Source organism: Streptomyces sp. NRRL S-244, from assembly GCF_000717915.1.
Classification (GTDB): Bacteria; Actinomycetota; Actinomycetes; order Streptomycetales; family Streptomycetaceae; genus Streptomyces.
In genome coordinates this window covers 79,552-103,383 of sequence record NZ_JOCX01000031.1, presented here as the reverse complement: position 1 = coordinate 103,383, position 23,832 = coordinate 79,552, and the positions used below count along the sequence as shown (strand labels likewise).

18 protein-coding genes and 1 tRNA gene are annotated in these 23,832 nt (G+C 70.7%); 6 read left to right on the top strand and 13 right to left on the bottom strand.

What is annotated here, in order from left to right; all coding sequences use genetic code 11:
* Window positions 1-928 precede the first annotated feature (928 nt).
* A complete protein-coding gene (locus IF02_RS0127805) occupies window positions 929-2,779 on the top strand; it encodes a transglycosylase family protein (protein ID WP_051696601.1) in 1,851 nt (616 codons plus the stop codon).
* Window positions 2,780-2,858: 79 nt separating this feature from the next.
* On the opposite strand, the gene IF02_RS0127800 is transcribed toward IF02_RS0127805, so the two are convergent.
* From IF02_RS0127800 to IF02_RS0127785, 4 genes are all read right to left on the bottom strand, one after another.
* Window positions 2,859-2,931: transfer RNA gene (locus IF02_RS0127800), tRNA-His, on the bottom strand.
* Window positions 2,932-3,037: 106 nt separating this feature from the next.
* Window positions 3,038-3,640 carry an oligoribonuclease gene (gene orn / locus IF02_RS0127795; RefSeq protein WP_030161659.1) on the bottom strand — a complete coding sequence of 201 codons (603 nt, stop codon included), beginning with the start codon at window positions 3,638-3,640 and terminating at the stop codon, window positions 3,038-3,040.
* Between the two features lie 92 nt (window positions 3,641-3,732).
* On the bottom strand, window positions 3,733-4,905 hold the full coding sequence (locus IF02_RS0127790; RefSeq protein WP_030161656.1) for a helix-turn-helix domain-containing protein: 1,173 nt from the start codon (window positions 4,903-4,905) through the stop codon (window positions 3,733-3,735).
* A 374-nt stretch (window positions 4,906-5,279) separates the two neighbouring features.
* Window positions 5,280-5,600 (bottom strand): hypothetical protein, encoded by a 321-nt coding sequence (locus IF02_RS0127785; protein ID WP_030161654.1) that lies wholly within the window; start codon window positions 5,598-5,600, stop codon window positions 5,280-5,282.
* A gap of 488 nt (window positions 5,601-6,088) precedes the next feature.
* Between IF02_RS0127785 and IF02_RS0127780 the strand changes: the two genes are divergently transcribed.
* Together IF02_RS0127780 and IF02_RS0127775 are read left to right on the top strand one after the other, a co-directional pair.
* Window positions 6,089-6,619 (top strand): universal stress protein, encoded by a 531-nt coding sequence (locus tag IF02_RS0127780; protein ID WP_030161651.1) that lies wholly within the window; start codon window positions 6,089-6,091, stop codon window positions 6,617-6,619.
* Window positions 6,620-6,718: 99 nt separating this feature from the next.
* Window positions 6,719-7,288, top strand: a complete 570-nt coding sequence (locus IF02_RS0127775; RefSeq protein ID WP_030161650.1) for a GPR1/FUN34/YaaH family transporter — start codon at window positions 6,719-6,721, stop codon at window positions 7,286-7,288.
* A 98-nt stretch (window positions 7,289-7,386) separates the two neighbouring features.
* Here IF02_RS0127775 and glmS read toward each other — a convergent pair whose 3' ends face one another.
* From glmS to IF02_RS0127760, 3 genes are all read right to left on the bottom strand, one after another.
* The gene (glmS, locus tag IF02_RS0127770; RefSeq protein ID WP_030161648.1) at window positions 7,387-9,204 is read right to left on the bottom strand and encodes a glutamine--fructose-6-phosphate transaminase (isomerizing); all 1,818 of its coding nucleotides are present in this window, start codon (window positions 9,202-9,204) and stop codon (window positions 7,387-7,389) included.
* Window positions 9,205-9,281: 77 nt separating this feature from the next.
* Window positions 9,282-9,557 carry a hypothetical protein gene (locus IF02_RS0127765; RefSeq protein WP_030008735.1) on the bottom strand — a complete coding sequence of 92 codons (276 nt, stop codon included), beginning with the start codon at window positions 9,555-9,557 and terminating at the stop codon, window positions 9,282-9,284.
* 120 nt (window positions 9,558-9,677) lie between these two features.
* Window positions 9,678-10,583 (bottom strand): DUF4429 domain-containing protein, encoded by a 906-nt coding sequence (locus IF02_RS0127760; protein ID WP_030161644.1) that lies wholly within the window; start codon window positions 10,581-10,583, stop codon window positions 9,678-9,680.
* Window positions 10,584-10,634: 51 nt separating this feature from the next.
* Here IF02_RS0127760 and IF02_RS0127755 point away from each other — a divergent pair, with 51 nt between their 5' ends.
* Entirely contained in the window at window positions 10,635-12,215 is a 1,581-nt protein-coding gene (locus IF02_RS0127755) for a beta-N-acetylhexosaminidase (RefSeq protein ID WP_030161642.1), read from the top strand.
* Window positions 12,216-12,345: 130 nt separating this feature from the next.
* Here the strand turns inward: IF02_RS0127755 and IF02_RS0127750 are convergent, their stop codons facing one another.
* The 6 genes from IF02_RS0127750 to IF02_RS0127725 form a co-directional block, all read right to left on the bottom strand.
* The gene (locus IF02_RS0127750) at window positions 12,346-14,148 is read right to left on the bottom strand and encodes an IucA/IucC family protein (RefSeq protein WP_030161639.1); all 1,803 of its coding nucleotides are present in this window, start codon (window positions 14,146-14,148) and stop codon (window positions 12,346-12,348) included.
* Window positions 14,145-14,732: a GNAT family N-acetyltransferase gene (locus tag IF02_RS0127745; RefSeq protein WP_030161638.1), complete on the bottom strand. Its 588-nt coding sequence runs from the start codon at window positions 14,730-14,732 to the stop codon at window positions 14,145-14,147. The genes IF02_RS0127750 and IF02_RS0127745 overlap by 4 nt, the downstream gene beginning before the upstream one ends.
* Window positions 14,729-16,030, bottom strand: coding sequence for a lysine N(6)-hydroxylase/L-ornithine N(5)-oxygenase family protein (locus IF02_RS0127740; protein WP_030161636.1), 1,302 nt, complete (start codon window positions 16,028-16,030; stop codon window positions 14,729-14,731). Before IF02_RS0127740 ends, IF02_RS0127745 begins: the two co-directional genes overlap by 4 nt.
* Window positions 16,014-17,504 (bottom strand): pyridoxal phosphate-dependent decarboxylase family protein, encoded by a 1,491-nt coding sequence (locus IF02_RS0127735; protein ID WP_030161634.1) that lies wholly within the window; start codon window positions 17,502-17,504, stop codon window positions 16,014-16,016. Before IF02_RS0127735 ends, IF02_RS0127740 begins: the two co-directional genes overlap by 17 nt.
* Window positions 17,505-17,650: 146 nt before the next feature.
* Window positions 17,651-18,571 carry a siderophore-interacting protein gene (locus tag IF02_RS0127730; protein WP_030161632.1) on the bottom strand — a complete coding sequence of 307 codons (921 nt, stop codon included), beginning with the start codon at window positions 18,569-18,571 and terminating at the stop codon, window positions 17,651-17,653.
* Between the two features lie 71 nt (window positions 18,572-18,642).
* The gene (locus IF02_RS0127725; RefSeq protein WP_030161630.1) at window positions 18,643-19,683 is read right to left on the bottom strand and encodes an ABC transporter substrate-binding protein; all 1,041 of its coding nucleotides are present in this window, start codon (window positions 19,681-19,683) and stop codon (window positions 18,643-18,645) included.
* A 243-nt stretch (window positions 19,684-19,926) separates the two neighbouring features.
* Here IF02_RS0127725 and IF02_RS0127720 point away from each other — a divergent pair, with 243 nt between their 5' ends.
* Window positions 19,927-21,714, top strand: coding sequence for a GTPase (locus tag IF02_RS0127720; protein WP_030161628.1), 1,788 nt, complete (start codon window positions 19,927-19,929; stop codon window positions 21,712-21,714).
* Window positions 21,714-23,786, top strand: coding sequence for a dynamin family protein (locus tag IF02_RS0127715; protein WP_030161626.1), 2,073 nt, complete (start codon window positions 21,714-21,716; stop codon window positions 23,784-23,786). The genes IF02_RS0127720 and IF02_RS0127715 overlap by 1 nt, the downstream gene beginning before the upstream one ends.
* Window positions 23,787-23,832 lie beyond the last annotated feature (46 nt).

Here is a 23,832-nt window from a genome sequence, read left to right as displayed (position 1 = left end):
GGCCAGGACGCCGACGGCACCAACCACACCGCCCTGTGGACGTTCACCAGCAACGGCAACGGCTTCAACGCGCCGGTCAAGAAGTGGGAGAGCACCGGTTCCTGGAACTGGAACCGCTCCAAGGTGACCTCGGGCGACTTCGACGGCGACGGCAAGACCGACGTCGGCGTGCTCTACAACAACGGCCAGCAGACGGACGGCACCAACCTGACCGCCCTGTGGACGTTCACCAGCACCGGCTCCGGCTTCAACGCGCCGGTCAAGAAGTGGGACAACGACGACCGCACCACGGGCTCGTGGAACTGGGACCGCTCCAAGGTCGTGGCCGGCGACTTCACCGGTGACGGCAAGGCCGACATCGGCATGCTGTACGACATCGGCCAGCAGGAGGACGGCACCAACCTGACCGCGCTGTGGACGATGACGAGCACCGGCTCCGGCTTCAGCGGCCCGGTCAAGAAGTGGGACAACGACGACCGGACGACCGGCTCCTGGAACTGGGACCGCTCGAAGATCACGGTCGGCGACTACAACGGCGACGGCAAGGCCGACATCGGTGTCCTCTACAACAACGGCCAGAGCGAGGACTCCCGCAACCAGTCCGCGCTGTGGACGATGACCAGCACCGGCTCCGGCTTCAACGGCCCGGTCAAGAAGTGGGACTCCGGCGACGGCAGCTGGAACTCCGACGCCAGCAAGCTCACCTCGGGTGACTTTGACGGCGACGGCAAGACCGACGTCGGCGTGCTGTACGGCTACGGCAAGCAGGACAACGGCTCCAACCGGACCGGCCTGTGGAAGCAGGACCCCGGCCAAGCCCGGGGACCGCCCCCCCGGCGCCCGGACGGGGGGGGGCGGGAAAAACCCCCCCCCCCCCCCCCCCGGCCCCCTTCCCCCGCACTCTTCGCCTTCAGGAGCAGAACCCGCCATGTCCCGTTCCGCCGCCACCGCGCGCACCGCCCGTACCGCGCGCACCGCCCGCCTCGCCGCCGCCGTCTCCCTCGTCTCCGTGGCCGGCATGGCCGCCACCCTCCTGGCCGGCGGACCGGCCACCGCCGCCTCCGTCAGCACGTGGGACAAGGTCGCCCAGTGCGAGGCCGGCGGGAACTGGGCCATCAACACGGGCAACGGCTTCTACGGCGGCCTCCAGTTCACGCAGTCCTCCTGGGAGGCGTACGGCGGTCTTGCCTACGCCCCGCGAGCGGACAAGGCGACGAAGCAGCAGCAGATCCTGACAGGCGAGAAGCTCCTCAAGGGGCAGGGCCAGGGTGCCTGGCCGAACTGCGGACCCGCCGCCGGGCTGGGCGCCGACCACGCCGACCCGTACCCCGACCCGGTCCCGCCGGTGTCCAAGGTCACCGGCCCGGGCGCGGGCACCGTACTGACCGGCCCGGTCTCGCTGACCGCGTCGGTGACGGACGCGGTCGGCACGCCGACCGGTGCCACGTTCTACGTCGACGGCACGGCGGTCGCTGCGGCCACCGGCTCCGGGCCCTCGTACGCGGTCACCCTCGACACCACGAGCCTGTCCGACGGCCCGCACACCCTCACCGTCAAGGCGACGAACGACGCCGGGCAGACCGGGCCGGCCTCGGCCGGGGTCTCCTTCTTCACCGCCAACCGGGCCGCGGCCACCCAGGCCTCCGGCGACTTCAACGGTGACGGCAAGGCCGACGTCGGCGTGCTGTACGACTACGGCCAGGAGGCCGGCGGCGTCAACCACGCGGCGCTGTGGACCTTCACGGCCAACGGTTCGGGATTCGACGCTCCCGTGAAGGTGTGGGACAACGTCGCCTCCGGCGCCGGTTCGTGGAACTGGGACCGCTCGAAGGTGACGGCGGGCGACTTCAACGGTGACGGCAAGGCCGACATCGGTGTTCTCTACAACAACGGCCAGGACGCGGACGGCACCAACCACACGGCGCTGTGGACCTTCACCAGCACCGGCTCCGCGTTCAGCAACCCGGTCAAGGCCTGGGAGAGCGCCGGCTCCTGGAACTGGAACCGCTCCAAGCTCACCGCGGGCGACTTCGACGGCGACGGCAAGACGGACGTCGGCGTGCTCTACAACAACGGCCAGCAGAGCGACGGCACCAACCTGACCGCCCTGTGGACGTTCACCAGCACCGGCTCCGGCTTCAAGGCACCCGCCAAGAAGTGGGACAACGACGACCGGACCACCGGCAGCTGGAGCTGGGACCGCTCCAAGCTCGTGGCCGGAGATTTCACCGGCGACGGCAAGGCGGACGTGGGCGTCCTCTACAACACGGGCCGGCAGTCCGACGGCACCAACCTGACCGCGCTGTGGACGATGACGAGCACCGGCTCCGGCTTCAGCGGCCCGGTGAAGAAGTGGGACAACGACGACCGCACCACCGGCAGCTGGGACTGGAACCGCTCCAAGCCCGTCGCCGGTGACTTCGACGGCGACGGCAAGACCGACGTAGGCGTCCTGTACGACAACGGCCAGGACGCGGGAGGCGTCAACCACACCAGCCTGTGGACGATGACGAGCAGCGGCTCCGGCTTCGGCGGCCCGGTGAAGAAGTGGGACTCGGGCAGCAGCTGGAACGCCGACGCGAGCAAGGTCACCGCGGGGGACTTCGACGGCGACGGCAAGACCGACGTGGGTGTGCTCTACAACTACGGCCAGCAGGGTGACGGCACCAACCGGACCGGCCTGTGGACCTTCACCGGCACGGGCGGCGGGTTCGCGGCCCCGGTGAAGAAGTGGGAGAGCACCGGCTCCTGGAACTGGTTCCGCAGCGACCTCGTCTGAGAGGACGGTCGCGCAGGAGCAGAATGAGGAAAATGCAGAGGGCCCCGGTCCGCTTTCGCGGACCGGGGCCCTCTCGCAGGGTGAGTGACGGGACTTGAACCCGCGGCCACCTGGACCACAACCAGGTGCTCTACCAGCTGAGCTACACCCACCATGTCCGGTCGGAAAACCGACCGGCCGAAGAAAAGGGTACAGGGTCCGGGAGGGTGCTCGCGCCCCCCTTTCCCCCGCCCCGCCTCCGGAGGCTCCCGCCGGGTCCTATTCGGCGGACAGGGTGTGCTTGGCGGCGATCGCCCGGGCGGTGTCCGAGTCGGGCCCCGGCTGCGGGACGAAGACCGCCTCCCGGTAGTACCGGAGCTCGGCGATGGACTCCTTGATGTCCGCGAGCGCCCGGTGGTTGCCGTTCTTCGGCGGACTGTTGAAATACGCCCGCGGGTACCAGCGGCGCGCCAGCTCCTTGACCGAGGACACGTCCACGATCCGGTAGTGCAGGTGGCTCTCCAGCGCCGGCATGTCGCGCAGCAGGAACCCGCGGTCGGTACCGACCGAGTTTCCGCAGAGCGGCGCCTTGCGGGGCTCCTTCACGTGTTCCCGTACGTACGCCAGGACCTGCGCCTCGGCGTCCGCGAGGGTGATCCCGCCGGCCAGCTCGTCGAGCAGTCCGGAGGCGGTGTGCATCTCGCGCACCACGTCGGGCATGGTCTCCAGGGCCGCGTCCGGCGGGCGGATCACGAGGTCCACGCCTTCGCCGAGCACGTTGAGCTCCGAGTCGGTGACCAGTGCGGCCACCTCGATAAGTGCGTCGTCCGTCAACGAGAGCCCGGTCATCTCGCAGTCGATCCACACCATGCGATCGTTCATGCGGCCCAGCTTATGCGGATAACGCGGAAGGTCCCCCGCTTCGGTGGTGACCGATGCGGGGGACCTCCGTCAGGCAGTGCCCGTGGCGGGAGCTACGCGTGCTCGCGCAGGACCCGGTTCGGGGCGTACAGCTCCGTCACCGTCGGGCCGGCCGCGGCCAGGGCGGCCGCCGCACGCTGGGGCTGCGGGGTGCGCTGGTGCGGCACCGGGCCCCCCGGCATCTCGCTGACCTGGGACACTTCGGCCTGCGGCCGGCGTGCCCGGTAGGCCGAGCGGTAGGCGGCCGGGGAGGACCCCAGCTGCCGCCGGAAGTGACCGCGCAGGGCGACCGGCGAGCGGAACCCGCAGCGCCCGGCGACCTCGTCGACCGAGTAGTCGGAGGTCTCCAGAAGCCGCTGGGCCTGGAGCACCCGCTGGGTGATCAGCCACTGGAGCGGCGCGCTGCCGGTCAGCGAGCGGAACCGGCGGTCGAACGTGCGCCGGCTCATGTACGCGCGGGCCGCGAGCGTCTCCACGTCGAACTGCTCGTGGAGGTGCTCCAGGGCCCAGGCGACGACCTCGGCCAGCGGGTCGGCGCCGATCTCCTCCGGCAGCGACCGGTCGAGATAGCGCTCCTGGCCGCCCGTGCGGCGCGGCGGGACGACGAGCCGGCGGGCCAGTGCCCCGGCCGCCTCGCTGCCGTGGTCCGTGCGCACGATGTGCAGGCACAGGTCGATTCCGGCCGCGGTGCCCGCGGACGTGAGCACGTCGCCGTCGTCGACGAACAGCTCGCGCGGATCGACATGGACGGACGGGTACCGCTTGGCCAGCGTCGGCGCGTACATCCAGTGCGTCGTGGCGGGCCGGCCGTCCAGCAGACCGGCGGCGGCGAGCACGAAGGCCCCCGTGCACAGTCCGACGATCCGGGCGCCCTCCTCGTGCGCCAGACGCAGTGCGTCGAGCGCCTCGGGAGGCGGCGGTGAAGTGATCGAGCGCCAGGCCGGAACGACGACCGTGCCTGCCCGGGCGATCGCCTCCAGCCCGTACGGCGCGGTGAGCTCGAGTCCGCCGGTGGTCCGCAGCGGACCGTCCTCCCCGGCGCAGACGAGCAGTCGATAGCGTGGAACTCCCGCGTCCTGCCGGTCGATGCCGAACACGGAAAGTGGAATGGAGCTCTCGAAGATCGGGCCGCCGCTGAACAGCAGCACCGCGACGATCTCCCTGCGGCGACGCCCCGCGAGCTTCCTGCCGGCGTCCGCGACGACGGCGGTGGAATCCTGGCTCATGGCTAAGCCCCCCTTGGGTGTCGCGACTCCTTGGTCTGGTCGCACCTGCACGTTTCCCCTCGGCCTTGCACGTGGATCCCCCGCCGTAAATACATGATCGAATCTACTGCGTCCCGTGGTGTCGGCGTGACAAGTTCAGCACGCAGCGCTATGTCGACTTGGCAACTTGGCGAAAAGCATTCGATCAGGAAGCCTTCCACTCCGCTACCGGAGTGGGAAGCTCGCCCTCCGGCCATGGCCAGTACCCGTAGGGTCTCGGAGCCCCCTCGCCGCTGTCGTCGCTGGTGGTAGGGGGGTTGAGGGGGCATTCCGGCAAGACCGGCACTGTTCCGGGAAGTTGGCTGAAAATATGCGGGTGTGGGTGTACGAATCAGTCAGTCCTCTGGGGAGATTCCACCGGACGAGTGGCAGCCGCGGCCCCCGGACCCGCTCCCGGCGCGCGAATGCCGGCGGCGCCTGCCCGGCGGCAGCCGGTCCTCCGCGAGAACCAGGGAGGCCCGCTCCGCCTTCTCCGAATAGCGCAGCATCGCCCGGCACGCCGCCGTGACCGCGACCAGCCCGAGGGTGGCGACGGCGGCCCCGCCGAAGGAGGTTCCGTACACGACGAGCACCACGGGCACGAGCAGGCAGCTGAAGGCGGCCCAGCGGACCACGTCACCCGCGGGGTCGTCATGGGCGTGTCTCGGCGGGTGCACGGACGAGTGAACGGGAGCGGGCGTGAAATGCGGTGTCGTGTGGGCGTGCCGGGCGGACCGGGCGGACCGGGCGGAGTGGGTCGGGTGAGCGGGCTGGACGGGGTGAACCGGATGGCCGGGCACGGCGTGCTCCCTGCGGGCTCTTCCTGGACGGTCGGACGCCTGTCCAACGGCGCGCGGCCGCGCTCGGTCACTGCGCGCACGGGTGGCGCAGAAGTGGCTCGTGCGGCAACTCGTCACTGGCTGTAGGGGACAGCGGCCATTGCCAAGGAGCCCTCGCTCCGGCATGCTCCCTGGGACGCTCTCCAAGGGCGGCATGCCCTGTGCAGGACAGGAGTGTCGCCGTACCCTGGTGGGTATGGGCTTGGGAAGATGCTTCCCGGACAGTGCTCCGTCACCCTGAGTCGTCGTTTTTTCAATCGTTGCTTCCGCCCATTGCCGCTCCGTCGCCTTGTCCCTTCCCCCGAGGACCTTTCGCCGAGACATCCATGGCCGGTCACGAACTTCCCGAACCCGCGGACCGCAAGCGCAAACCGCTCGCCGACCACACGTCGAGCGACCTGCGCGCGGCGGAACAGACACGTCATCCCTGCGACCCGGCCTTCCGGCACGGGGTCGTGGTGGGGTTCGACGGCTCCACGTCCAGTGAGCGCGCCTTGGCGTACGCGATCGGGATGGCCCGCCGCTCCGGATCCGGCCTGATCATCGTGCACGTGGCCAACCGGCTGCCCACCACCGTGTGGGCCGGCTGCGAGCCGCCCGTATTCGTGGACGTACCGGACCACCGCACCGAGGTGCTGGGGCTGGAGCTCGCCTGCGCGGACTACCTCTCCGAGGTGCCGTGGATCCTGGTGGAGCGGGGCGGGGACATCTGCCACGAGCTGGAGGAGGTCGGCCGGGAGTACTCGGCGGACGCCATCGTGGTGGGCTCGACGCACGGGATCGTGGGCCGGATCTTCGGCTCCGTGGCGGGCCGGCTGGCCAAGCGCGCACAGCGACCGGTCGTTGTCATTCCGTAACCCACTGTACGTCGGTCGTGCGGTTGTGAACCCCCATGTAAAGGGTAGATAAATGCTGCTGGGACGCAGCAAACAACTGCAGATCGAAGGGAGCCCGCCGTGGACAATGGTGTCTCTGCGGGAAGCACGGCCTCGACTTCGACCCTCGGGAACATAGCCCTGGGTCTCACCCTTCTCGCATTCGGTATCGGCCACACCGCCGTCGTCAGCGGCGTGTCCGTCGCCAACTCCGTGTCACTCGCGACCTACGTCGGCGGTCTCGCCCTGTTCGTCCTCGGAGTCCTCGAATTCCGCGGCGGCAACGGCTTCAACGGCACGGCGTTCGCGGGCCTCGGCGCCTTCTGGTTCACCTGGGCATCGGGGGCGGACGGAAAGGTTTCGGCACACGCCGCCGGACTGTTCCTGGTCCTCTTCGCCCTGCTCGCGCTGACCCTCACCGTGAGCGCCACGAGCGGACTGTTCGGCCAGGGCGCGTACGCCCTGCTCACCCTCTCCCTGCTGCTCCTCGCGGTCGGTTCCTTCGCCGACAGCGGCGGGCTCGCCAAGGCGGCCGGCTGGGCGGCCGCGCTCTCCGGGCTGCTGTTCTGGTACGGCGCCACCGCGGCGCTGGCCCACTGGCCCACCGCACTGGGCAAGGCCTCGGGCCGCGGCACGGTCGCCGCGAGCTGAGGGCGCAGTACGGAAGCGGAAGGACGGAAGCGGAAGTACGGGAACGGCCCCCGGGGAATCCCCGGGGGCCGTTCCGCGTGCTCGGTGCGCCGCTGCGACTACTCGACCGTGACGGACTTCGCCAGGTTGCGCGGCTTGTCGATGTCCCGGCCCAGGGCCAGGGCCGTGTGGTACGCCAGCAGCTGGAGCGGGATGCCCATCAGGATCGGGTCCAGCTCGTCCTCGTTCTTGGGCACGAGGATCGTGTGGTCGGCCTTCTCCTGCTCGCGGTGGGCGACCGCGAGGATCCGGCCGCTGCGGGCCTTGATCTCCTCCAGCGCCGCGCGGTTCTTCTCCAGCAGGTCGTCGTCCGGGACGATCGCGACCGTCGGCATCGCCGGCTCGATGAGCGCGAGCGGGCCGTGCTTGAGCTCGGAGGCCGGGTAGGCCTCGGCGTGGATGTAGGAGATCTCCTTGAGCTTCAGGGAGGCCTCCAGGGCCACCGGGTAGCCGCGGACCCGGCCGATGAACATCATCGACTTGGCCTCGGCGTACTCGGCCGCCAGCTTCTTGATGTCCTCTTCGCCTTCGAGGATCTCCTGGATCTGCGCGGGCAGCTTGCGCAGGCCCTCGATGATCCGCTTGCCGTCGGTGACCGACAGGTCCCGGATCCGGCCCAGGTGCACGGCGAGCAGCGCGAAGGCCACGACCGTGTTGGTGAAGCACTTGGTGGAGACGACGCAGACCTCGGGACCGGCGTGCACGTACACGCCGCCGTCGGCCTCGCGGGCGATGGCGGAGCCCACCACGTTGACGACGCCGAGGACGCGGGCGCCCTTGCGCTTGAGCTCCTGCACGGCGGCCAGCACGTCGTACGTCTCACCGGACTGCGAGACGGCGATGTAGAGCGTGTCGGGGTCCACGACCGGGTTGCGGTAGCGGAACTCGGAGGCCGGCTCGGCGTCCGCGGGGATGCGGGCCATGCTCTCGATGAGGCCGGCGCCGATCAGGCCCGCGTGGTACGAGGTGCCGCAGCCCAGGATCTTGACCCGGCGGATGCCGCGCGCCTCGCGCGGGTCCAGGTTCAGGCCGCCCAGGTGCACGGTGTTGAAGCGGTCGTCGATCCGGCCGCGCAGCACGCGGTCGACCGCGTCGGGCTGCTCGGAGATCTCCTTGTGCATGTACGTGTCGTGGCCGCCCATGTCGTACGAGGCGGCCTCCCACTCCACGGTCTCCGGCGTGGCCGTGGTGGTGGCGCCACCGGTGGTGTAGGTGCGGAAGTCGTCGGCCTTCAGGGTGGCCATCTCGCCGTCGTTGAGGGTGACGACCTGGCGGGTGTGGGCGACGAGCGCGGCGACGTCCGAGGCGACGAGCATCTCCTTCTCGCCGATGCCGAGGATCACCGGGGAGCCGTTGCGGGCCACGACGATGCGGTCGGCGAAGTCGGCGTGCATGACGGCGATGCCGTACGTGCCCTCGATCGCCTTGACGGCCTCGCGGACCTTCTCCTCCAGGGTGTCGGCCTGGGAGCGGGCGATCAGGTGGACGATGACCTCGGTGTCGGTCTCCGAGACGAAGACGACCCCCTCGGCCTCCAGCTTGGCGCGGAGCTCGGCGGCGTTGTCGACGATGCCGTTGTGGACGACCGCGACCTTGTTCTCGGCGTCGAGGTGCGGGTGCGAGTTGATGTCGCTCGGCGCGCCGTGGGTGGCCCAGCGGGTGTGGGCGATGCCGGTGGTGCCCGCGAAGCGCTTGGGGACCCGGGATTCCAGCTCGCGGACGCGGCCCTTGGCCTTGACCACCTTGAGCGCGGGGGACTTCGGGTTGTTGACGACGATGCCCGCGGAGTCGTAACCGCGGTACTCCAGTCGCTGCAGGCCTTCCAGCAGCAGCGGTGCCACGTCACGCTTGCCGATGTAACCCACGATTCCGCACATAAAGTCTTGCCCCTCCTGAAGTTCGGTTGCCCTTGCCGCTGTTGTCGCCGCGCCTGGCCGTCGGCCGGCCCTGTCGCTCAGCCGTAGACGATGCGGCGCAACTGCCGGAGCGAGAGCTCCGGCGGCGCCACGGCGCGGTGCGGCAGCTCGGCCGCGATCCGTTCGAAGATCTCCGCGTTGACCGCGCCGCCGGACTGGAGCTCACGGTGGCGGCGGCGCACGAATTCCTCGGTCGTCTCGTCGAAGTACGCGAGTACGTCGAGCACCACCCGGGCGGCCTCGCCGCGCTGCAGCGCGGTGCTGCGCACCAGGTGGTCGACGAGATCGTCATGAGACGGGCGGCGGTCGAGCACCCGTAGATACTGACTGGCCGCGGCCGGGAACGCAAAGATCCTGCCCGGAATCGGGCAGGATCCCTCTGGTCCAGACCAGTGGAATGCGTAAATCCGGTCACCGAAAAGCGAAGGTAAAGGTCAGAAACGTCGCAAAACGGCTTGCTTGGCCGCGGCGAACTCCTCGGCCGTGAGGATGCCGCCCTGGTGCAGATCGCCCAGCTCGCGCAGCCGCCGCAGCAGGGCGTCGTGGTCCTCCGGGGCCGCCGGCTCGGGGGCCGAGGCCGCCAGCTCCGGCACCGGCGGCTTCGACAGGGCCGGGGCGGGCTCGGCCGGGGCCGCGGCGCCCCGGGGATGGGGCATCCGTACCGCCACGGCCGCCGCGACCAGCGCCATCAGCGGGTCCTTCTTGAAGCCGAACAGCTCCACCGTGTACGGGTCGTACTTGGGCGCGGGAGCCGCCGGGGCGCCCGCCAGCGTGAACCGGATCCATCCGTTGTCCAGGCCCTTCGAGGGGGACCACTCCACCACCCGCAGGTCCGCGACCCGGAACTCGCGCGGCCCGCCGGAGCTCTTGGCCTCCTCCGTCGTCCAGTTCCAGTCCAGCGCCACCCGGTCGCCGTCGAAGGCCACCGTCCCGTCCCCCGCGGCCACCGTGATCGGCACGGCCGGCCCCGGCAGCAGGTACGCGTCCGCCGGGCCGGGGTCCACCTGGTCCAGCAGCAGCGCGTTGCGCACCTCGTCCACGAAGTACTCCGCCACCCCGGTCCGGTCCGTGTCCACCGTCAGCCGGTACGGGTCGGAGGCCTCCGGCAGCCGCCCGCCCGTCACCTGGAGCAGCGGGTCGGCGCCGTCACGCAGCCTCAGCCTCAACCGGCCCGTCCTGCGCCCCGGTTCGTGGCTGATCCCGGCGAGCGCGCGCAGCGGGACGACCACCTCGCCCAGCGTCTGGCGCAGCAGCCCCACCCCCTTGTCCCGACCGGGCACGATCCGCACCGCGTCCCCGTCGAAGGTCCATGTGCCGTCCTTCTGGATGATTTCCGCCATCCGTCGATTCTCGCACCGGCCCCGGCACGCCAGTTGGCCTATACCTGCTCTATGAGAGTCCTGCGACGCACGCTCGGCACACTCCTCGTCCTCGGCGCGGCCGTTTCCTGCGCCGGGTCCCCCGACGCCGACGCCAGACCCGGGGACGGGCGCCCGGCCGCCCTCGCCCCCTACGCACAGCTCCTGCCGGCGCCCGCCTCCGCACGCGCCGAAGGCCCCGGGTACGTCGTCGGCGCGGGCACGGTCATCCGTACCGGCCCGGGCGGCGAGGAGGTCCGGCGGGTCGGCGAGCTCCTCGCGGAGCAGCTCAGGGGCCCCAGCGGGCTCCCGCTGCCGGTGGTCGACGGGGCCGACGGCGACGGGATCCGGCTGCGGCTCGACGAGCAGGCGGAGGGGACCGGCACCGAGGGGTACCGGCTGGAGTCCGGTCCGGGCGGGGTCACGCTGACCGCCCGGACCCCGGCGGGGCTCTTCCACGCGGGGCAGACGCTGCGGCAGCTGCTGCCGGTGGCCGGACCGGGCACGGTGCCCGGCGGCGAGATCGCCGACGCGCCCCGGTTCGCGTACCGGGGGGCCATGCTGGACATCGCCCGCCACCACTTCACGGCGGAGCAGGTCAAGCGGTACGTGGACCAGCTGGCCCGGTACAAGGTCAACACGCTGCACCTGCACCTGACCGACGACCAGGGCTGGCGCATCGCGATCGATTCCTGGCCGCGGCTGGCGGAGTACGGCGGCGGCAGCGAGGTCGGCGGCGGGCCGGGCGGGTACTGGACGAAGGACCAGTACCGGGACCTGGTGGCGTACGCGGGCGAGCGGTACGTGGACGTGGTCCCGGAGATCGACATGCCGGGGCACGTGAACGCCGCCCAGGCCTCCTACGCGGAGCTGAACTGCGACGGGAAGGCGCGCGAGCGCTACACCGGGATCAAGGTCGGCTTCAGCTCGCTGTGCGTCGGCAAGGAGCGGACGTACGAGTTCATCGACGACGTGCTCGGCGAACTGGCCGAGCTGACGCCGGGCCGCTACCTGCACATCGGCGGCGACGAGGCGCACTCGACTCCGGCGGCGGACTACGCGGCCTTCATGGACCGGGCCCAGCAGATCGTCGGGCGCCACGGCAAGACGGTGGTGGCCTGGCACCAGCTCGCCACGGCCCGCCCGGCGCCCGGGGCGGTGCTCCAGTACTGGGGCCACGACGGGACGGCGGCCGCGGAGAAGGCGGCGGTGGCCGCGGCGGCGAAGGCGGGCCACCCGCTGATCCTGTCGCCGGCGGACCGGCTGTACCTGGACATGAAGTACGACCTGACGACGAAGCCGGGTCTGGCGTGGGCGGGCTTTGTCCCGGTGCGCAGGGCCTACGACTGGAACCCGGGGACGTACCTGGCCGCGGCCGGAGTCCCGGAGTCCGCGGTCCTGGGCGTCGAGGCACCGCTGTGGACGGAGACGATCGCGACCCGCGCGGACCTGGAGTTCATGGCCTTCCCGCGGGTGCTGGGCCTCGCGGAACTGGGCTGGAGCCCGGGCCCGCGGAACTGGGCGGAGTACCGGCAGCGGGTGGCGGCGCAGGGCCCGAGGCTGGACGCCCAGGACATCACGTACTACCGGGCACCGGACGTCCCCTGGCCGTAGCCGGGAGAACGGGATGCCCGAGGCGTGTCCGCGAAGAGGGCCAGTCAGGGCTCCGCAGACACGTCCTCGGGCAGGAGGGGCGGGTGCGCTGCCGAGGGACCGTATTCGGCAGCGCACCCACCCCCTTTGATCACCGTCGCGATGCGTAAGGCGCGACGGGGTTCTTGAGGGTGCCGATCAGCTGGAGGGCGGCCGCCGGGTCGGCGAGGTCCACCATCTGCTTGTTGTTGCGCAGCTGGAGCCGGTTCAGGCAGGACAGCTGGAACTCCTCGGCGAACAGGTCGTACCGCTCGAAGCGCTCCGCGAGCTGCGGCATCGACTCCTGGTACTCGTGGCCGCAGTCCGCGACCGCGCGCCAGAAGGTCTCCTCCTCGCAGATGCCCTCCGAGACGAGGATCGAGCCCAGGAAGCGGAAGAAGCAGTCGAAGACGTCCGTGAAGATCGACAGGAGCTTCATGTCCTCCGGGATGTCGGCCCTGACGCGCTCGACGGCCGGCGGGAGCACCGCGTCGGGGTCCATGACCACGATCTCCTCGGCGATGTCCTTGAAGATCGCCCGCTTCACCACGCCGTTCTCGATGACGAGGATCGTGTTCTCGCCGTGCGGCATGTACGCGAGGTCGTACTGGTAGAAGCAGTGCAGGAGCGGGAGGAGGTAGGCCCTCAGGTACGGCTTCAGCCACTGCGACGGGGTGAGCCCCGACTCCTCGATCAGCGCGCCCACGAAGGACTTGCCCTCGGAGTCGACGTGCAGCAGCGAGGCCATCGTCGCCAGGCGCTCGCCGTCCCGCAGGTGGTTGACCGGGGACTCGCGCCACAGGGCGGCCAGCATCTTGCGGTACGGCGAGTACCGGTCGGTGGCGCGCTCGTACTGGCGGTGGTGGTAGCCGATCGCCGCGCGCTCGCGGATGATCGAGAAGTCCACCGACCGCAGGACCTCGTCGCCCTCGATCAGCTGGTGCAGCCAGTCGTTGATCGCTGGGGTGGCCTCCATGTACGCCGCCGACAGGCCGCGCATGAAGCCCATGTTGAGGACCGAGATGGCGGTCTTCACGTAGTGCTTGGCCGGCGTCGTGGTGTTGAAGAACGTACGGATCGACTGCTGGGCCAGGTACGCGTCCTCGCCCTCGCCGAGCAGCACCAGACGGCGGTTCGCGATCTCGGCCGCGAAGGTGACGGTGGTCTTGTTCCACCACTGCCAGGGGTGGACCGGCAGGAAGTGGTAGTCCGCCGGGTCCAGGTCCAGGGCGGACAGCTTGGCCTCGAACCCCGCGATGGCGGCCTCGCCCAGCTCCTCGCGCATGAACGCGTCGTGCTCCAGGCCCGCGCCGGCCGTGAAGGTGGAGACGTCCTTGCGGGCCGCGACCCACACCAGGTGGACGGGGCTCGCCGTCTCCGGGGCGTACGAGAGGTACTCGTGCACGCCGAAGCCGAGCCGGCCGTTGTTGGCCACGAAGCAGGGGTGGCCCTCGGTCATGCCGGTCTCGATGTCCTGGAAGGAGGACTTCGCGAGCACGGCGGACGGGACCTGCGGCTTCGTGTACTTGAAGCCCGAGCCGGCCAGGGTGGAGGAGATCTCCTCCAGGTAGACCGGCAGGACCTCCGCGCTCAGGCCCAGGGCCTCGCGCAGCTCGATGTGGAAGTCGAGGGCGTCCAGCGGGAGCTCGGCGCCGTCCTTGAGACGGGTGACCGAGGCCTCGTCCACCGCCCAGTGGTCCAGGGCGTGGCGGGCCGCGGTGAAGCGGTACTCGACCGAGCCGTCGTCGCTGAGGACCGAGTACGCAGTGCCGGTGCCGGAGGCGGCGCCGTCGAGCGGCTTCGGGGTCAGCAGGCGCTCGTGCGAGAACTCCGCCAGGGCCTTGCGGACCAGCGCGCGGTTCGCGCGGGCCCACAGCTCGGGGGAGAGGTGCGAGATCGCGTCGGCGAGGCTCATATGGAGGCTCCCGTCAGGCCGGTGGCCGCCTCGAACTGCGCGCGGGTGCAGAAGCTCAGCAGGGCCGTCTTCTCGGGCTTGCGGACCGGGCCGTCGGGGACGAAGCCGACCGCCTCGTTCAGGGCGTGCACCGCCTTGTTCTCCACGTCCGGCTCCACCACGACGCGCTCGGTCTTCGGGTCGGCGAACAGCGCGGCCATCACCGTGGTGATCACGGCGCGGGTGAACCCGTGCAGCGGCCGCTCGCTCGGCGCGACGAGGAAGTGCATGCCCACGTCGCCGGGCTGCGCCTCGTACAGGCCGACCAGCTCCAGCCGGCTCGGGTCGTATTTCTCCATCAGGAAGGCCGGGCGGCCCTCGTGGAGGCCGATGAAGGCGTCGTGGTGCTCGTGGGCGGCGATGCGCATGTACTCGCGCTCGACGTCCGGCAGCGAGGCGTCCTGCATCATCCAGAACGAGGCCTTGGGGTGCGTGACCCAGCCGTGGAGCAGCTCCGCGTCGGCGAAGGGGTCCAGCGGGCGGATCGCGAAGCTGCCGAGGACGGCGTCGTTGCGCGTGTAGAGGTTTTCCGTGGTGGTGCTCATGCGTGGGTGCCTTCCGGGGCCGCGAACTGCTGGAACGCGATGGACTTCTCGACCTTGTAGTACTCGCGGCCGAGGAGCTCTCCGACGATGTACGCGTTGCGGTACGCGGCCATGCCCAGGTCGGGCGAGGTGATGGAGTGGTTGTGCACCGTGCCGTTCTGGAGGAAGACCCCGCGGCCGGTCACGTCGATGCTGTAGTTGCGGGCCGCGTCGGGGCGGCCGTGGCCGTCGAAGGCGAGGCGCTCGCGCACCGGGTTCAGGAACTCCGGCAGCGTGTACTTGTACCCCGTCGCGAGGATCAGGCCCTCGGTGGCGAGGGAGAAGTCGCGCTCCTGCTCCTCCTGGCGCAGCCCCAGGGCGTAGGTGCCCGTGGTGGTGTCGTACGCCGCGGAGTTCAGCGAGGTGTTGGTCAGCAGGGTGGTCGGGACCGGGCCCGGCGAGGTGACCTTCTTCTGGTAGAGCAGGTCGAAGATGGCGTTGATGAGCTCGCCGTCGATGCCCTTGAAGAGGTTCTTCTGCTGGGTCTCGAGCCGGTAGCGGGTCTCCTCGGGGAGCGCGTGGAAGTAGTCCACGTACTCCGGCGAGGTCATCTCCAGCGTCAGCTTCGTGTACTCCAGCGGGAAGAACCGCGGGGAGCGGGTGACCCAGTTGAGCTGGTAGCCGTACACGTCGATCTCGGACAGCAGGTCGTAGTAGATCTCGGCCGCGCTCTGGCCGGAGCCGACGAGCGTGATCGACTTCTTCTGCTGGAGCTCCGCCTTGTTCTGCATGTACGCGGAGTTGTGCGTGAAGTCGCCGCCCAGGCCGGCGCAGGCCTGCGGCACGAACGGCGGGGTGCCGGTGCCCAGGACCAGGCGGCGGGCGCGGTGGGTCTCGCCGCGGTCGGTGTGGACCTCGTACACCTCGGCCTGCTCGTCGTACGTGACCTCCGTGACGGAGGTGGAGTACTGCACGTTGTCGAGGCGGTCGGCGGCCCAGCGGCAGTAGTCGTTGTACTCGGTCCGCAGCGGGTAGAAGTTCTCCCGGATGTAGAAGGAGTACAGCCGGTCCTTGTCCTTCAGGTAGTTCAGGAAGGAGAAGGGCGAGGTCGGATCGGCCAGGGTGACCAGGTCCGACATGAACGGCGTCTGCAGGTGGGCGCCGTCCAGGAACATCCCGGCGTGCCACTCGAAGTGCGGCTTCGACTCGATGAAGAGACCGTCGAGCTCGGCGATCGGCGCGGTCAGGCAGGCGAGTCCCAGGTTGAAGGGACCGAGGCCGATACCGATGAAGTCGTGGGGCTCAGTGGTGGACGGCAAGGGATTCTCCCAGGAACTGCTCGGCGTGTGCGGCGAGGAGGTCGAGGACGGCCGCGATGTCGGCCGTCGTGGTCTGCGGGTTGAGGAGGGTGAACTTCAGGTACTGGTCCCCGTCCACCTTGGTGCCCGCGACGACGGCCTCACCGGAGGCGAACAGCGCCTTGCGGGCGTGCAGGTTGGCCTCGTCGACGAGGTCCTTGCGCACGTCGACGCCTTCGAGACGGGGTACGTAGCGGAAGACCAGGGTGGAGATCTGCGGGCGGACGACGACCTCGAAGCGGGGATCGGCGTCGATGATGTCCCAGCCCGCGGCGGCCAGTTCGATGACCTCGTCGAAGAGCGAGCCGAGGCCGTCGGCGCCCATGGTGCGCAGGGTCATCCAGAGCTTGAGCGCGTCGAAGCGGCGCGTGGTCTGGATGGACTTGTCGACCTGGTTGGGGATCCGCTCCTCCGCCATGCGGCGGGGGTTGAGGTAGTCGGCGTGGTACGTGGCGTGCTTGAGGGTGTCGCGGTCGCGCACCAGCATCGCGCTGGAGCTGACCGGCTGGAAGAACGACTTGTGGTAGTCGACGGTGACCGAGTTCGCGTGCTCGATGCCGTCGAGCAGGTGCCGGCGGGTCGGGGAGACCAGCAGTCCGCAGCCGTACGCGGCGTCCACGTGCATCCAGGTGGAGTGCTCGGCGGTCAGGCGGGCGATCTCGGGGAGCGGGTCGATGGACCCGAAGTCGGTGGTGCCGGCGGTGGCGACGACGGCCATCGGGACCAGGCCCTCGCGGACGCAGCTCTCCAGCTCCAGGGCGAGCACGGAGGTGTCCATGCGGCGGTTGCGGTCGACCGGGACGGCGATGACGGCCTCGTAGCCGAGCCCGAGCATGGCGGCCGACTTCTTGACGCTGAAGTGGCTGGCCTCGGAGGTGAAGATGCGCAGCCTCGGGAGGACTTCGGACTTCGCCGGCGGGCGCTCGCTGCGCTGCATGACCGTGCGGCAGGCCTCGTCGCGGGCCAGCAGCAGGGAGTGGAAGTTGGACTGGCTGCCGCCGGAGGTGAAGATGCCGTCCGCGTCCGGGCCGAGGCCGATGCGCTCGGCGGTCCAGTCGATCAGGCGGCGCTCGATGAGCGTGCCGCCGATGGACTGGTCCCAGGTGTCCAGCGAGGAGTTGACGGCCGACAGGACGGCCTCGCCGAGGACGGCGGGGATGACGACCGGGCAGTTGAGGTGACCGAGGTAGCGCGGGTGGTGGAAGTACACCGCGTCGCGCAGGTAGACCTCATCCAGCTCGTCGAGGACGGCGGCCGCGTCTTCGAGCGGCCGGTCCAGGTCGATCCCGTTGATGACCGGGGCGAGTTCGTCGACGGATATGCCGGTGTGGGGCCGCTCCGTGGTCGCGAGTTTGGCGGCGACGCGCTCGACGCCTTCCGTGACGGAACGCCGGTAAAGGTCCGCGGTCGTCTCATTCAGCAGATGCGAGCGCATCAACGTTCCTCCGGGCACGGGGAGAGGGGGGTGGGGAAGACGTCCCTTAGGTTAGCCTAACCTAAGTGTCACGCCAAATAGAGATGGGCCCCGGCCGGAAGCCGGGGCCCATCTCTCAGCAGGGGTGTGGATAAAGGGAGTTGGCGCTACAGCGCGGAGGAGGGGTCCTCGCTGGCCGCCTGTCCCGCGTACGCCTCGGCGAGGAGTTCCTCCTCGCTCGCACCGAGACGCCAGTAGCCGGTGAAACGCACCGCGCGCCGGTCGACGGAACGTTCCTGCACGAAGTGCCTGCGGACCGCCCGAACGGTTCCCGCCTCGCCCGCGAGCCAGACGTACGGAGCCTTCGCGACCGGGAGTTCTGCTGACCGGAGCGCCTCCAGCACGCGCTCGGTGCGCTGCTTGCCCGCGCCGCTCTCCCGCACGATCCAGGTGATGTCCGCGTCTGCGGAGGTGGGGAGGCCGATCCGGTCGTCGGCGTGCGGGACCTCGAACCAGGCCGCGACCCGGGTGCCGGCGGGGAGCCGGTCCAGGATCGCTGCGGCCGCCGGGAGCGCCGTCTCGTCCGCGTACATCAGCAGCGCGTCGGTGGCGGCCGGTGGCTGGAAACGTACGGACTTGTTCTCCGTGACGGCCGGGCCGATCGCCATGATCCGGCGGCCGGTGACGGCCCGTCCGGCCCAGTGGGAGGCCGGAGAGGAGTCCCCGTGCAGGACGAAGTCGATGTCGACCTCGTCCACGCCCTCGGGCGTACGGCGCTGCTCGCGCACGGTGTACGAGCGCATCACCGGGCGGTCGGCGTCGGGCATCGCGCGCCAGGCGGCGAACCAGGTGTCCTCGTCGGTGGACGGGAGCACGGTGTGCTCCTCGTGGGCGGGCGGCAGGAAGAGCGAGAGGCTCTGGTCGTAGCCGCCCGAGCGGAAGCCCGCGAGGGACTCCCCGCCGAACGTGACGCGCAGGAACGAGTGCCCGAGCCGGCGGGTGCGCAGCACTTCGAGTTCGAAGAAGCGGAAGTGGGCGGCAGCCGGGACGGCTTCGGAGGCAGTCGTGTCGGACGCGGTGGCGGTCATGCGGAGAGTCCCCCCTGGGAGTGGAAGCGGCGCCTGGTCGGGGCGCCGGAGGCCGGTGGGCCTGCCGAGGGTCAGCTGACCTTCTTGGCGCTCTGGATGGACTTCGCGAGGTCTTCCAGGATCTTGGCGCACTTGTCGTACGAGTAGATCGGCTCGGTCACGCGCGGGGCGACCTGGCCGGCCTTGACGGCGGGCATCTCGGCCCAGGTCGGCTTGGCCTTCAGCTCCTCCGGCTGGAGGGTGCCGGTGCGGTTGTCGAGCAGGACCAGGTCGGCCTTGTACTTGCCGGCGTTCTCCCAGCTCAGGCTCTCGAAGAAGTTGCCCTCGCCCAGCTTGTCCGGGGTGATGAACTCGACGCCCAGGGACTTGAAGTACTTCAGGTCGGCCGAGGTGTCGGGGGAGGAGGCGTAGAAGAGGTCGGCGGAGCCGGAGCCGACGAGGACCTTGATGCCCGGGTTGGCCTTGGTGGCCTCGCGGACCTTGGCGGCCGCGGCGTCGAAGCGGGCCTTGCCGTCGGCGGCGGACTTGGAGTTCAGGTCGGCGCCGAGGGACTTGGCGAGGTCCGCGGTGCGCTCCAGGGCCTTGTCCATGGAGACGTCGCCGCCGACGCCGACGGCGGCGGCCGGGGCCAGCTTCAGGATCTTGTCCTTGGAGGCCTCGGGCACGTACCAGTAGGTGCCGTCCCAGGTGTTGGTGACGAGCAGCTCGGGCTGGAGGGACGCGTACTTCTCGACGTTGAACTCGTCGTAGACGTTGCCGAGGATCTCGACCTTGGAGATGTCCATCGAGCCGGCCTGGACGTCGGGCTTGCCGTCGGCGGTCTTGGTCGGGCCGAAGACGCCCTTGACCTGGATGCCGTAGTCGTACAGCGCGGCGGCGGTGCCGGTGAACGCGACGATGTTCTTCGGCTTCGCCTTGAGGCTGATGTCCTTGCCGAGGTCGTCCTTGAAGGTCCAGGGGCCGGAGGCGGCGGCGCCCTTGTCCTTGTCGCCCGCCTCGCCCTTCGCCGAGCCGGATCCGCCGCACGCGGTGAGGGCCGCGACGAGGCCGAGCGCTCCGCCGGCGGCGATGAGGCCGCGGCGGGAGAGGTGGGAGGTACGGGACTTGGGCATGTCTATGTCCGCTTTCGTGCGTGCCGGGCGGCCACGGGGCCGTTCGGAGGGAAGGTTAGCCTAACCTTGGCCGAAACTGGTAAGGGGGGCCTAAGTTTTCCCGGGCGCCTTCTCCCGCGCCCCTGCCGCCGCTCCTTCCCCGCGCGTACGAGGTGCCCTTCCCGCCGAACCGGAGGCGCAAGGCTCCGTCCGTTGGCATCATGGCCCTGCCGGGAGGACCTGACGGGGTGGGGTGGCGGCGCTGTGGCCGGTACGGAGGAGCATGAGCGCGAGCTGCGCCAGGCCGAACTCGCCGAACAGGTGGCCCTGCTGGCGGACCGGGCCGGGGCGGACTCCGCCGCCTCCCTGATCCGCCGCACGGCCCGCCGCGCGGAATCCCCGAGGGCCCGGATCTGCGTCATCGGCGGCAGCAACGTCGGCAAGTCCCGGCTCGTCAACGAGCTGGTCGGCGCGGCGTGCGTGCCGGTGTCCGTGCACCCGACGGACGGGTCGCCCGTGGTGGTACGCCCGTTCACCGCCGGGTCCGCCGGGTCCGCCGGGTCCGCCGCACCGGCGGAAACCGGCCACTTCGCCGGGCCGGGCGACACCCCCGCTCCCGGGGACCCCGAACCGGCGGGCCTGCGTACCGTACGCGTCGAGGTGCCGTCCGGGTCCTGGGCGGCCCGTACCGGGGTGGAACTCGTCGACACCCCGGGCTGGGAGGGCTGGTCCGGGGTACGGCAGCCCGACACCGCCGCCCTCGCCCGGATCGTCGGCGACTGCGACGTGGTGGTCGTCGTCACCGAGGCGCGCCGCGCGATGCTCGCCACCGAACAGGCCCGGATCAAGGCGCTCGCCGCCGCCCCGCACAGCCCGCCGCTCGCCGTCGTCGTCACCAAGCTCGCCGAGGTCGAGGACGAGGCGCCCGACATCCTGCGCCGCGTCAACCACCTCGTCTCGGTCCTGGCCCCCGAGGCGCTGGTACTGACCGGACCGGTCCCGGCCCCCGCCGCCGGGGAGCCCGACGGCATCGACCCGCTCCGCGCCGTACTGGGCCACCTCGCCGGGATCCGGCTGCGCCGCGCGCTGCGCACCATCCGCAGGCTGCACCTCCTCGCGGCCACCTGCGCCCTCGTGGACGAAGCCGCCGGACGGGCGCTGGCCGACGTGCACCGGCCCGACCCCGTCCGGACGCGGGCCGCCCAGATCTGGCACACCGCCCACGAGAGCGCCCGGTTCCACTGGATCGTGCTCAGCGCCGATGCCGGGGAGTGGCGCGCCACCCTCGTCCAGACGATCGGCGCCGAGGCGCGCGGGCGCCGCGCCGCCACGGCGCGCGAACTCGCCGCGCGCTTCTCCGCCATGCTGGAGACGCCGGAGGAGCAGCACTTCATACGCCTCCACGCGATCCCGTACACCGCCGAGGCCCTCCAGCACTTCGAGGCGTGGATCACCGAAGCCGTCGACCGGGCCCTCGAAGAGGACATCCGCCGGCTGCGCGCCGCCCTGCTCCGCAACCGGCCCGGCGAGGAACTGTTCCAGGGCCTGGCCGCCCCCGGCGCCGGGCGGGTCGTACCGGCCGCGGCCCTGCCCCCGGTCGCCGAGGAGGCCGCCGCCGCCGAATCGCGCAGCGCCACCGCCTGGGACGCCTCCTGGCTGCCGGAGTTCGTCGGCACCGCCATCGAGAGCGTGCTGACGCCCATGTCCGCCGAGGTCGTGGGCCAGATCGCGGGCGCGGCCGGTACGGCGCTGGTGACGGAAGCCCTCGAACACGGCCAGGCCGAGCGCCGCGAGCGCGCCATCGACGACCTGGAACGGATCGTCGAGGCGGCCTTCACGGAGCAGGTGGCACGGACCGAGTCGCGCATCGGCCAGGTCTACGACCGCCTGCTCGGCCAGGCGCGGGAACGCGACGAGCAGTGGTGGCGGCTGCACACCACCGCCGTCGCCGCCCAGCCGGAATCCCTCGACCACTGGCGTTCACTGCGGAGCACGGCGCGGACGCTGAGCCGCGCCGTGCACGCCCACCTCTCTCCCCTGGAAGGGGCCTGATGGCGCAAGAGAACCGGCGGTTAACGGCCGGCCAGGAATCACCGGCCCCGCAATTCCGCGGCTGGAGCGAGAACATCGGAACGCTGCGTTCGTACTACCAGCGCCTCCAGCAGGTGGCCGGCGAGGCCGCGGCCGTCATCGCCCCGCCCGGCACCCCGGGCGGGCCGTTGGACCTCGGCATCAACGGGGCGGTCTTCGAGCGCGAGACCTTCCGGATCATGGTGCTCGGCGAGTTCAGCAGCGGTAAGAGCACCCTGATCAACGCCCTGCTCGGCAAGCGACTGCTGCCCACCAAGGCCAATCCGGCCACCGCCTTCACCACGGTCCTGCGCTGGGGCGAGACCGAGCGGGCCTGGCTCTACCGGGACGGGGACCGGCGCAGCGGCGAGACGGCCGTCACCACGGAGGAGTTCAAGCGGGAGGTCGCCCTCCAGATCGACGCGAAGGGCGCGCCCCGCACCCCGTCCTTCGCGCTGGCCGTCGTCGAGCAGCCGCTGGAGCTGCTGCGCAGGTCCGTCGAGATCGTCGACTCGGCAGGGATCAACGAGAGTTCCGACCGCGAGCTGGTGACCCTGCGCTACCTGGAGGAGGTGGACGCCGTCCTCTTCGTCACGGACGCGGGACGGCCGTTCACCCTCCACGAGACCGAGAACTATCTCTCCCGGGTCAGGAAGCTGGGCCACCGCGACATCTTCTTCGTGGTGAACCAGTTCGACCGCATCGAGGAGGAGGAGCGGGCGGAGGTGATGAGCCGCTGCCGCAACTCGGTCGCCGAGTTCAGCGGGGAATCCGGCGGCGCCACCCCCAACGTCTTCTTCATCAGCGCCCTCCAGGCCCTGCGCGCGCGGACCGACGGCAACGAGGAGGCCCTGAAGGCCTCGGGGATCGGGCAGTTGGAGTCCGCCCTGGAGGTCTTCTGCATGCGCGACGCGGCCCGGGTGAAGTTCGTCCGGCTCGCCGAGTTCCTGCGCCACAACGCCGTCAACCTGCGCGTGCGCCTGCACGACGAGGGCGCGGTCCTGATGAAGTCGACTGCGGAGCTGCGCGAACTCCTCGACCGCAGCCAGTCCACCCAGGACCAGCTGCGCGCCAGCGCCGACGCGATCCGCGACATCGTCAGCACCAAGATCCTCGGCATCGAGAACGAACTGCAGCTGAGGTTCGCCGCGTTCCTGACCGAGATCAGCCGCGAGATCGGCGAATGGCACGTCACGACCGGCCCGGGGCGCCTGACCCGGGCCGTGCGCTCCTTCACCAAGGGCGGCCGCGTCGCGGCCCAGCACGAGCTGATGGACGCGTACACGGTCCAGCTCCAGGAACGCATGCAGGTCTTCTGCGCCCAGGAGCTCGACCAGGTCATCGAGGAGCGGCAGGGGGACCTGGTGCGCCAGCTCGAACCGCTGATCCGGGCGCACGCCGACCTCCTCGACAAGCTGCGCGCGGAACTTACCGGCTCGCAGTCCGAACGGGACCAGAACTACCTGATCTACACGCTGGCCATCGCGGCGGGCAAGGGCAAGGCGGGCCGCGACGGGCGCCGCCACAGCGACGACGTGCCGCTGATGTTCCGCCCCAGCTCGCTCATGGCGCTCGGCGCGGGCGGCGGCGCGGTGGTCGCCGGCGGGGCGACGGCCGCCGCGGCGGCCGGTCTGATCAGTTTGGGCCTGGCCGTTCCGCCGGTCGGCGTGGCGGTGGCCATCGGCGCGGCGATCGGACCGCTGCTGGCCTCGGGGGCGGTCTTCTTCGCCGACGGCAAGCTTCAGACGCGAGCGGCGGAGGAGTTCGCCGTCCACGTGAAGGACTCGGCGGCCCAGACCGCCCGCCAGTACGCGGGCAGCCGCGCCGCGGACCTGCGCGAGATGTGGGGCGGGATCAGCGGAACGCTCCACGTCCAGCTCCAGGACCTCATCGGCATCGTCCAGCGCAACATCGAGGAGTCGCGGCAGGACGAGCAGGCCAAGGCGGGCATGCGGGACCAGCTCTACGCCTTCGAGCAGCGGATCACCGACGTCGAGCAGCACATCGCGAGCTTCCTCCAGCCCTTCGTCTCCGAGGCGGAGCGCGAGCAGTAGTCGCGAACGGGAACGGCCGCCGGACCGATCGCGGCCCGGCGGTCGT